The sequence below is a fragment of the Eubacterium sp. SB2 genome (assembly GCF_001244405.1).
Lineage (GTDB): Bacteria > Bacillota > Clostridia > Lachnospirales > Lachnospiraceae > Faecalicatena > Faecalicatena contortus_B.
The window spans coordinates 845509-856157 of the sequence record NZ_LN865153.1; the positions used below are offsets into that span (position 1 = coordinate 845509).

A 10649-nucleotide genomic window follows, 5' to 3' on the forward strand; every position below is an offset into this window, starting at 1 on the left:
CTTTTTCTTACCTATGGTATTTCCTTTACTGCTGATTTGATTATATTAGGGGTGCATTCTTTTTCACATGCACTTTTCACAGGAACCACTTGGACTTTTTAAATATCCTTCCGGGCGATGCTGTATTTCGCTCCGGCTTTCAGTTCGATTTCTGCCTCCCAGCCCGCTCTGCCCGGCATAGCATACACCAACGTGCTGTCTTTTTCTCCGCGAATTGTAAAGGGAACGGAACATACGATCACGGCCCGCCCATCTTTTCCGGCACACAGACCGCCGCCTGTAAGAGCCTCCTCTTCCCACTCCATGGATATCTTGAGGCTGCCCGGTGCGCCAATTCCCTTTACACGGCCGCTTTTCCATGCTTTCGGCAACGCGGGGAGCAGATAAATCTTTCCGCCAAGGCACTGAACAAGAAATTCGGTCATCCCTGCTGCCGCTCCCAGGTTTCCGTCGATCTGGAAGATTTCGCGTTCCCCTTCATTTTCCCCCAGAGGCGGATGCAGGTCGAATAAATTATCATAAACCGAGTATTTCAGCATCTGTTCCACGTATTCCCATGCACTGTCGGGCTCCTTCAGCCTTGCCGAAAAGTTGATCAGCCAGGCGCAGTTCCAGCCGATATACTGCTTTCTCCCTTTCAGCCTGATCTCCAGGCTCTTCTTAACAGCCTCCACAAGCCCGGGAGTATCTTCACTATTGATCTGGTTGAAGGGATGAAAACCAATCAAATGTGCAAAATGACGGTGGCCCGGATCCACTTCCCTGTATTCTTCCCTCCATTCCAGCAGCTGTCCCTTGCTGCCGGTATGAAATTCCGGAAGCGCATTCAGTACATTTCCGGCCTCCTGGCACTGTCTGCTGTCCGGCTGTTTTCCCCGCAGGATCTTCTCGATTTCCAGCAGATTGGAGAGAACTTCCCGGATCAGAACAATGTCCATTGTGGAGGAAACACAGGCGGCGCATTCCCTTCCCTGATCATCATAAAATGTATTTTCCGGAGAGGTGGAGGGACATGACTGGTATCCCCCCTCCTCCTGATATACATAATCTAAGATAAACGCCGCACATGCCTGATATACGGGATAGATCTCCGCCAGATACTCCGGATCCCCGGTATAGAGATAGTGCCGGTAAAGATGGGTTGTGAGCCAAAGCCCGCCCATGGGCCAGTACGCCCACTTTACTTCTCCCAGCGCCGGAATACACTGCCGCCACAGATCGATGTTGTGGTGGACCGCAAAGCCGCGGCAGTTCAAGTTCGCCGCCGCTTCCTGTCCTGCGTCCGCAAGCTCTTTTATCATCTTAACCAGGGGGATCTCACACTCCGGCAGATTTCCGGGCCCGCAGATCCAGTAATTCATCTGGGTATTGATATTCACCGTCCAGTTGCTGCTCCACACGGACCGCACGTCCTCACACCAGATTCCCTGGAGGTTCGCCGGCTGTACCAGAGCGTCCAGCGGTCTTGAAGACGAGAGCATCAGGTATCTTCCGTAATGGAATAATAGCACGGAAAGGCCCGGATCGATGCCTCCATTTCTTACCATCCTCAGGCGCTCATCCGTCGGACGCTGCTCCGCCTCTTCCCCGCCCTCTAATTCCAGGACAGTCCGAAGATACAGCCGCTGATGTTCCCGCGTATGCTCGCGGAAATGCTCCTTATAAGATGCAAGCTTTGCCTGTTCCCAACGCTCCTCCAGGCAATGGACCAGGAGTTCGTCTTGTGTGCACAGGGGGCTTCCGTACCCTTCGTATCCGGTTTTACCTGATAAGAACAAGGTCAGGCAGGTAAAATCCTGAATGCAGATCTCCCCTTCCTTCTCCCTGATCAGGCCATCACATTCATTCACCCCAATAAACAGGCCGTATATCATGCCCGGCTTTTCTTCGTCGTACTGAATCGGGTCGCTGCTGGACACATAGTTTGGCTCTACATGGGAAGGCGCCTGTGCCAATAATAGCAGCCCTTGCGTCTTTGCCTCATTCTTTCGCACTTTTAATGGGGTATGCAGGGAGACTGTAACTGTGAGCGGCGAGCCTTCTGTATGAATCCGGATATACATCCCGTTCTGCACTGCCGAGACAAAAACCTCTTCTCTTACCTTCTGCCCCTTGAACTCCCAGACCGTTCGCGTTACGGCTTCATCCAGGTGCAGACGCCTGTCACAGGCGTCGTATTTTGCATCACTCCCAAACTGCAGCTCCAGCCACCCTGCCGACAGATAGGATTCATTATTACACCCCAGCATATGTTCCTGTATCAGCTTCTGCGCGTCCCAGTACGCGCCGTCCTTTAAAAGTCTTCTGGACTCTCCCAGCATCTCCTGCGGGATCTTCTGCTGCCCCCGCCAATGTCCCGGGCCGCCGGACCACAAAGTATCGAGGTTCAGAGAGATGCGCTCCCGGGGAAATCCTCCGTATACCATGGCCCCCAGATGTCCGTTTCCGAGCGGCAGCGCCTGGGTAAAATCTTTTGCCGGCTTTGTATACCATAAAGTCTGATTTTTAGTTTTCATAGTCTCTTCCTTTCCCAGGTTTTTATGCAAAGGGGTCTGACCCTTTTGCAGAGGGGTCTGACCCCTTTGCCGCCTTTACAGACAGTACCGGTGTTTCCTGCAGTCCAAATGGTTTCAGCACTGTCAGGGCGGACCATGCATCCCCGCTCTCATATACCGGTGTCACCGGAAAATAGAGTTCCAGCACATTCTCTCCCTCTGCGAGTTCCAGTTCTGCCGTGTAAGGCGGGCCAATCAGCTTTTTCACCGGTTCTTTGTTGAGCCGGATCTCACATACATCCACCGGCTGCGGTATGGTTATTTTTCTCTGTACCGCTTGCTCCGCGGATATCACGGTCCGGTAAATGATCTGGCCGTTGAATTTTTCAGCCGCCAGCCATGGATTCAGATCCTCAAGCACCCCGGAATCTCCACTTTTGATCAGTACCGGCTCTTTTGCCCTGCTGTCCGCCGCATAGATCTCCCATGTGCCCTCTATTCTTTCGCTTTCTTCCCATTGTTCCTGTATCTCTGCCGGGATTTCTTCCCGCAGGAAAAGGCAGACCGCCGCCTCACCTGGCTCCAGGCTTAGAACTGCATTTCCCTCCGCATTTCGTTTCAACGCATAGCATTTGTTTTCAAGTCCGTCATAGCGCACAGCATATGCCGGCTCTCCCCCCTTTTGGAGGACTGTGAATTCCTGTTTCTCTGCCACAGCTTCATTGAAACAAAGAAGGGCTGTCCCGTAATCATTTTCGTATGAATAGGTTCGGAGTTTTTTATTCCCTCCCTGTATGACCAGACCCGGGTGAATCAGTTCCATCACCCTCCCGGGAAGCTCTGTTAGAGAAACGGTTTCCGCCATGCTGATAAAGGCGTCATCCGCATCCGGCGCCCTGTCGATGCAGAGTACCCGGCCTCCCAGCCGCATCCATTGTTCCAACCCTTTTAAAGTCTCTTCGGGCAGAAATCTCATGGCTGGAATTACCAGGCATTCATACTCCTGTGAACCCACTTTCAATGTGTTCCCATACTGTGTTGCGTACCCGCCCGTCCCGGAAAATGCATCGCATGGGATCACATCTGCATCGATCTGGTGCTCCATCAGGCTGCGCAGCGGTTTCTGGTACAACTGCGCATCCTCTCCGGACCATTCCGCGTCCGCATGATACAATACCGCAGCCCGTGCTGGATACCGCCCTCCGCTCAGCAAATGTCCCATACGGTTCACATATTCCATTAATTTCTGAAAATACGGGTACTGCATATGTCTGCCGCCTGCATAGAAATGAGGCGGGCAGTCCGGATCCGGATATGTTTCCGGTGAAAATGCATGCGGCACAAAGTAATTAATCCCCCTGGCCAGCATATGGTCCGCCAGCCATTTCATCAGGGATACTCCCTCCTGCCAGCCAAACGCGCCGAATATCTCACACATCGCCCTGCCCTGATGCAGCGGGTTGATATGCGCCGCAGAACTCCCCAGCTTTCCAAGTCCGTAATGAAAGAACTCTCCATCCCGGTCAGAAGCTACCCACTGATGGGTTTCCTGATCCATCCCCGGCATTACCTGCAGCAGCACGACATCGATCCCTCCCATGTCAAAGGAGGACATGGTTCTGAAATAGTGGCCGGTGCTGCATCCCAGACGCCCGTGGGAATTGTCATCCTCTATAATATGGCCGACATGCAGAACACCCCTCTCACTGCACCAGTCATGGATCTGGTCTGAAAATGCGGTTTTTAATTGTTTTGTCACCGCATCCATATATTCATACCGTATGGTTTTTGTCCTGTCGCCGCACGGGTACCAGAGGGCCGGGAGATGATTCACAAAATTCTCTTCCCATTTTTCCCGCAGCCTGTCGGAAAGTTCTCTGCTCCACGGAATAAATTTCATCTTTTCTCCAAGCCTTGCCTGAAAATCATACCCCGGAAGATTGCCGAATTCCGGCTCATCCGAAAAGAACCCTTCGAAGGTGCCGCCGAATTCCTTTCCATAATGCCTGTAATGCGGCTCATATACCTGCTCTATCAGCACTTTTACGGATTCCGAATCCAGGATATTAAAATAATTTAGTTTTCCGTCTCCTTCATGGGTCGTATAGAACAAAACCACCCGGTGAAGCCCTTCCGGCACATCAATCCGCAGCCAACCGTCTTTGATCTTTCCCGTCACGTCGATGCTTTTAGACAAATCCAGTTCCGTGCTGCCCGGATCCGTCCGGGGTGCAAGCACTGCCCCAACCAGCTCTTCTCCTTCCTTTAGCACCGCTCCCGCAGGAAGCGCAGCCTGTCTGACCGGCCCCAAAACATCCGTTGACCAGCAGGTAAGAAACTGATTTGACAAGTCGTTCGATCCGCCTTCGAATGCACCGTTTGCATGCCCTGTTGGAAAATGGTCGTCATCCAGGAGCCACAGCTTCATGTCATGCTCTTTTGCATATTCCATAATAAAATCCATATCTGACCACCAGGACGCCCCCCCAAAGTCCGGATGGGGCCTGGCTTCGATACAGATGCCGCGTATATTGCAGTCATAGATTTTATCAAGTTCTTCCCTTAAAACTTCATGATCCTCACCGTGCATCCAGAAAAACGGATAGATTGTGTTCCCCTCTTTTCCCTGCAGTACCTGCTCTAATCTGTTATTGCTCATGATTCCTGCCCCTTTTCCATATTTTTACTTCGTAGGGCTGCAGGCAGCACTGGCCCTGCGCCCCCCATTCCTCAGGTATGTCAGCTGTTTGTTCCCCGTCAGAATGGTTCATCACAAACAAAAATGCCTCCCTGTCGTTCTGCCTCACCGCATATTCAACCGGCCCGCCCCAGGTATTCCTGAGTATTAAGCCGGATTCCCTGCCGATCTGCTTCATGATCCATTCTCCTGCCGCCTCATCCGGAACGCATCCGATGTACCATGCTTTGCCATTGCCGTATGTATGCACAGTGACTGCAGGTTTCCCTTTGTACATCCCGGTCTCAAACAGAAGAACCGGCTCCGCTTCCTCCGGGCAGATACAGTCACACCAGATGACGCCTTTTCCAACAGAACCTTCCCCGCTTTCTTTGTCTTGTTCTTTCCGGTTTTCTTGTTTACCCCCTGCCCGGGGCGCTGCTGCCAGGCCGGATTCTTCCGCCCACAAGCAGTCGTACTCGGGAACCGTAATTCCCAGCAGCTTCCGAAACGGCCCGGGAAGCATATCGGGAAGGCATGCGTTGCAGCGGTCTTTCACTCCCGAACGCACCGACATTACCAGGTTTCCCCCCGATTCCACATAGCGTTCCAGCCTCTCCGCCTGTTCCGGGGACGAGAGATACTGAAGCGGTGCAAATACCAAAGGATACCTCTCCATTGGCTCGCCTTCCCGTATGAAGTCAACCGCTATGCCCGCTTCGTAACACCATCTGTAAAACTGCTGCACCTGGTACAGGTAAGAATAATCCGGGTGATGGGGCTGCACCTGAAGCGCCCAGTCCTGCTCATAGGAGAAGAGTATCGCCGCCTGTCTCACCGGCATGCTTCCCTTCATCTCCTCCATCACCGGCTTCAGCGTACGGATCGTTTCCTGCAGTTCCCGGTAAGTTCTGCCTGGAACACCGCTGTGCGGCAGGATTCCATGCCAGTACTGTTCCGTTCCATAAAGGCAGTTCCTCCATCGGAAATAGACAATTGCGTCCGCTCCATGCGCCACGCTCTGGGAGGTCCAGAGATTCAGCTGTCCAGGCTTTGGAGTCCTGCCGATCAGTTTGCCCCCTGTAGCCCCTGCCTGCATCTCCAGCATCCAGAAAGGCTGTTTTTTGACGCTGCGGATAAAATCATAACAGGCAGCCACTTCCCATGCAGGCTGTCCCGGCTGCTCAAAATAGTATCCCGTGGGGTATTGGTCATTGCCCGCAATGTCCAGGTTCTCTGCCATTTCAAAATAGTCCGTTTTATCATAAAATCCCATCAGATTGTGGGTAATCATCTTATCCGGAGAGATCTCCCGGATGATATCCGCCTGCATCTTCAGGAAATCATTGACCAGGTCAGAGGTAAACCGTTTCCAGTCCAGTTCCAGAGAAGGGCTGTGCATAGTCGGCACTGTCCTTGGCGCAGGGATTTGAGAAAAGTCGTTATATTCCTGGCTCCAGAACACGGTGCCCCATGCGGCATTCAGATTCGAAACCGTCTGATATTTTCCTTTCAGCCAGCGCTGGAAGCTTCTCTCGCAGCTTGGGCACATGCACAGATCTTCATGGCTGTTTCCCAGCTCATTATCTATCTGCCAGCCGATTACCCATGGCTCATCCTTGTACTGCCCGGCCATTCTCTCCACTAGTAACCGGATTGCACTCCGATAGTGATGATTGCTCATACAGTCGTGGTGGCGGCCGCCGAATCCCTTACGCTCCCCGTGGGAGTCCATGGGAAGTATCTCCGGATCTTCCCCGATCAGCCAGGCCGGAGGCGCCGCAGTGGGGGTGCCCAGTATGGTATAGATGCCTGCCTGTTTCAGCATTTCAATGATTTCATCCAGCCATCCGAACTGGTAGACTCCGGGTTCCGGCTCAAAACGGCTCCAGGAAAACTCGCCCATACGCACCGCCTGGATCCCCATCTCCTTCATCAGCCTGATGTCCTCCAGCCAGCGCTCCTTCGGCCAATGCTCAGGGTAATAATCCACGCCAAAGGAAATCGGCGGTATAGTTGTCTTGTTCATAACTTTTCCTCCTCTGCTTTTTAAGATAGAATATTAATTTTAGTATAAACGCAGCCGAAAAGGATTCACATGAAGGATTCACAGATTGTTTATGTAGAAAGTTTATATCAGAACAATGTGGGCAAGCCCACTTCAACTCCCCATCCTCTCACTCATGCGGGGCTGGCACACTTTTGCGCCGCCGCGATGCCGCTTTGCGGCTATATACCTTATCGCGGCGTGTACATCCCCGGAGGGTTTTGTATAACAGGAAAGTGCTAAACACTTTCCTGTTATATAAAAAATAAGCCATACAAAATAAGGCTGATTTTATAAATCCCGCCTTATTTTGTATGGCTCATTGATTGATCGTAACAGTCCAGGCAGACCTGAACTGTTATGATTGATATCCGCTCTTTACTTCTCGTCAGGGATTATGATTGCAGCTATAAAGTAAGCCACAATACCGCTGCCTGTGCAGCCTAAGAGTACCAAAAGCAGACGTATCAGGGTTGCGTCTATGTTGAAATATTCTCCGACACCTCCGCACACTCCGCAAATCATGCGGTTGCTTCTTGAACGGTATAATTTTTTTTGTTCCATAATGATTCCTCCTATTTTAAGATAGATTTACTGTCTTATTGGTCTAAATGCTGCTCCGCATCACTTTTTAAAAATCTTCATTGAATTTAACTTCCACTCTTCCGATACCGCAGTCGATCTTCATCGGTCTGCCTGTTCCATTATCTAAATTACGTTCACTTCCAAGACCTGCATAGCTGTAGTCTCCGACTGTTAGCTCGCCGATTCCGCATTTCAGATCATAGTCGTAATCGTCCTGGTTCCCATACAGTGTCATTTTAAGTTCGCCAACTCCACAGTGAATGTCCGCAGATTGATTTACTTTTCCTTTCAGAGTCGTCTGGCCTGCACCGCATTCCACGTCCAGCTCTCCTGCCTCAAAGCTTTTGATCACGGCCTGGCCTGCGCCTACATTGATATCCAGTTCTCCTGCCTCAATGCTTTCAATTTTCAGCAGTCCTGCCCCGATATCGAAGGATGCCTCTGTAAGAGCGCTGTCCTCCGGAATCTGAATGACCACGGCTCCGGAATTATGTCTTCCAATCTGTTTCCATATACTATGATTCTTTGTTTCAATAAAGAGTTCGCGGTCCTCTGTCCCCATGATCAGATTATTTCTCAATTTGCTGTTCAGCTGGCTTGTATCTACTGTAACGGTATCCCCGCTGTATCTTCTAATATCGATCTCTACATAGGTCGCCTCGATATCAATGGACTGTATTTCCTTAAAATTGGATACGTACTCTTCACTGCCCTGAGTATAATGTTCCCCAGCTGTCTCTAAATCATCCAGATCTTCCAAGTCGTTATCATCATAACCATTCCATCTCTGCCAGTCATCCCAGTAGAACCAATGGTCTGCAGCATACACCTCTCCGATGCCCGAAAGAGTCGCCCCCATTCCGGCACCCGTCACGCAAAGTACGAGTCCGATGCCTGCAATTGACGCACATACGATCCAAAAAATCTTCCACCCTCTTCTCATTGTTTAAGACACCACCCTTCTGTGAAATGGCCAGCGGCAGATATTTACAATGATTCTGCACATAGCCGGATAAATAACCATACAAAGTCTTACGGTTGCCACGGTAGCAATGAGTCCCAGTACAAATATAATCAAACCGGAACCGCAGGTCAAAAGTGCTGTAGGAAGAGCAATCAGCAGCTTTGCCAGGCCGAATACAAAAACAACAATACCGGAAAGCATCAGGGCAACGGAGCCGACAACAAGACCTGCGAACAATCCAAATGCGGCACACACGATTCCGATAATCAAAGCCACAATCCCGATCAGTACAGGGAATGCAAACGGAATCACTACCAGACAAATCAGAATCACCAGTATGATCTTAAGCGTCTTGCTGGTTCTGGGTTTCTCACTACCATCATCATAGTCTGTATAGGAAGATCCTCCATAGGACTCATTCCCGGATGTACTCCGATAGCTGTAACCGCCCTCAGCCTTTTTATAAGTATACTCTCTTGTTGCAGGATTCTCTTTTTTCTCAAATCTGGAATCGCTGTAACCGTTCTCTGTAAATTCACCGTTTTCACTGCTTCCGCCTTTTAAATCTGCTTTGATCGTAGCAGCAACCTTTTCCGGGCTGCCAAGTTCGCTGATGACTTCCGCTTCGTGCTCCTCTCCGGCATCCTCAAAATAATCGGTATAATACTGCAGCGCTGCTTCCCGCTCATCTACGGGAATGCCGGTGAGTAATCTTTCAAGTTTTTCCATAAATTCGTTTCGATTCATGCCGTAACACCTCCCTCAAATATCTCGTTAATCTTACTGGAATAATTCTTCCACTCTACTCTGTATAAATTCAGCTGAGCCATTCCTTTTTCTGTTACTTTGTAGTATCTCCTGTTTCTCCCATCAAACTGCCTGTCATATACTTCCAGACATTCGTCCTTCTGCAGCCGTCTGAGCACAGGGTATAGTGTAGATTCCGATACTTCAATAACCCGGCGGACATCCTGGGTTATCTTATAACCATACGTCCCTTCTTTCTCCCGTGACACAACTGCAAGCACAATTGCATCCAGCAGTGCTGCTCCGGTGTTAAATACCATATTATCACTCCTTTTTATAATATTATGATAATGTTAATATTATGAAATTGTTAATATTACTATCCCATCAATATTATTTACTTTTCTATATTATACGATATATAATATCGCCTGTCAACCATTATTGTATTCTTTTGGGGAAATTTTTTGGATGGTATGGGGACGCCGCGGGAACCGGACATAGGGGTGGTGGAGGCGGGGTATGGCTGTAAGAGGCAGTTAAGTAAAATAGAACGAAAACCGGGGCGACCTGGACACATCACCCGAAGCCCTTATGGGGGCTTCGCGCGCTGGGTCCAGGGATTCTTTTGATTCGGTATCAAAAGAATCACCCCGGTTTTCGTTCTATTTTACTTAACTGCCTCTAACAGCCATACCCATGCTTCCACCACCCCTATGTCCGGTTCCCGCGGCTGGCTCATCCGATCGGGAAGAAATTTTGTGGGAGGCATTGGGGGCGCGGTGGATGGAGAATGGGGGATGCGTTTAGTTTTGGGAGGAGGGAGTTTTTAGGTGCTATTTATGCTGCACTGCTCCAATATATTGCTATTCCTGCTGCCTGCATCATCATAATGCAGGGGACTCCGATTCGGAATAGGGGTTTTCTTGTTTTGTGACGGAAGATCTGCATGCCTAGCAGTGCTCCCGGGGATCCTCCCAGCAGCGCCAGGAGGATCAGGGTTTTTTCCGGGATCCTCCATTTGTTTTTTTGCGCCCTTCTTTTGTCATACCCGTAGGTTAGGAATGCGATGACGTTTATGATGATGATTGCTGTTATAATATAAGGATGATTCATGGCACACTCCTTTTTTGT

Annotated in this window: 8 protein-coding genes; all 8 read right to left on the bottom strand. The window is 50.2% G+C overall.

What is annotated here, in order from left to right; translation table 11 throughout:
* Nucleotides 1-98: 98 nt before the first annotated feature.
* On the bottom strand, nt 99-2516 hold the full coding sequence (locus tag BN1938_RS16130; protein WP_050641565.1) for a glycoside hydrolase family 95 protein: 2418 nt from the start codon (nt 2514-2516) through the stop codon (nt 99-101).
* Between the two features lie 22 nt (nt 2517-2538).
* Nucleotides 2539-5154, bottom strand: coding sequence for a type 1 glutamine amidotransferase family protein (locus BN1938_RS16135; protein ID WP_050641566.1), 2616 nt, complete (start codon nt 5152-5154; stop codon nt 2539-2541).
* Nucleotides 5144-7201 carry a beta-galactosidase gene (locus BN1938_RS16140; RefSeq protein ID WP_050641567.1) on the bottom strand — a complete coding sequence of 686 codons (2058 nt, stop codon included), beginning with the start codon at nt 7199-7201 and terminating at the stop codon, nt 5144-5146. The genes BN1938_RS16135 and BN1938_RS16140 overlap by 11 nt, the downstream gene beginning before the upstream one ends.
* 396 nt (nt 7202-7597) lie before the next feature.
* Nucleotides 7598-7783, bottom strand: a complete 186-nt coding sequence (locus BN1938_RS16145; protein WP_050641568.1) for a PspC domain-containing protein — start codon at nt 7781-7783, stop codon at nt 7598-7600.
* A gap of 67 nt (nt 7784-7850) precedes the next feature.
* On the bottom strand, nt 7851-8747 hold the full coding sequence (locus tag BN1938_RS16150) for a DUF4097 family beta strand repeat-containing protein (RefSeq protein ID WP_050641569.1): 897 nt from the start codon (nt 8745-8747) through the stop codon (nt 7851-7853).
* Between the two features lie 3 nt (nt 8748-8750).
* Complete coding sequence (locus tag BN1938_RS16155) at nt 8751-9515, bottom strand: DUF1700 domain-containing protein (RefSeq protein WP_050641570.1); 765 nt, start codon at nt 9513-9515, stop codon at nt 8751-8753.
* Nucleotides 9512-9835, bottom strand: a complete 324-nt coding sequence (locus BN1938_RS16160; RefSeq protein ID WP_009002195.1) for a PadR family transcriptional regulator — start codon at nt 9833-9835, stop codon at nt 9512-9514. The genes BN1938_RS16155 and BN1938_RS16160 overlap by 4 nt, the downstream gene beginning before the upstream one ends.
* Nucleotides 9836-10355: 520 nt before the next feature.
* A complete protein-coding gene (locus tag BN1938_RS16165; protein ID WP_050641571.1) occupies nt 10356-10631 on the bottom strand; it encodes a DUF1294 domain-containing protein in 276 nt (91 codons plus the stop codon).
* Nucleotides 10632-10649: the final 18 nt, after the last annotated feature.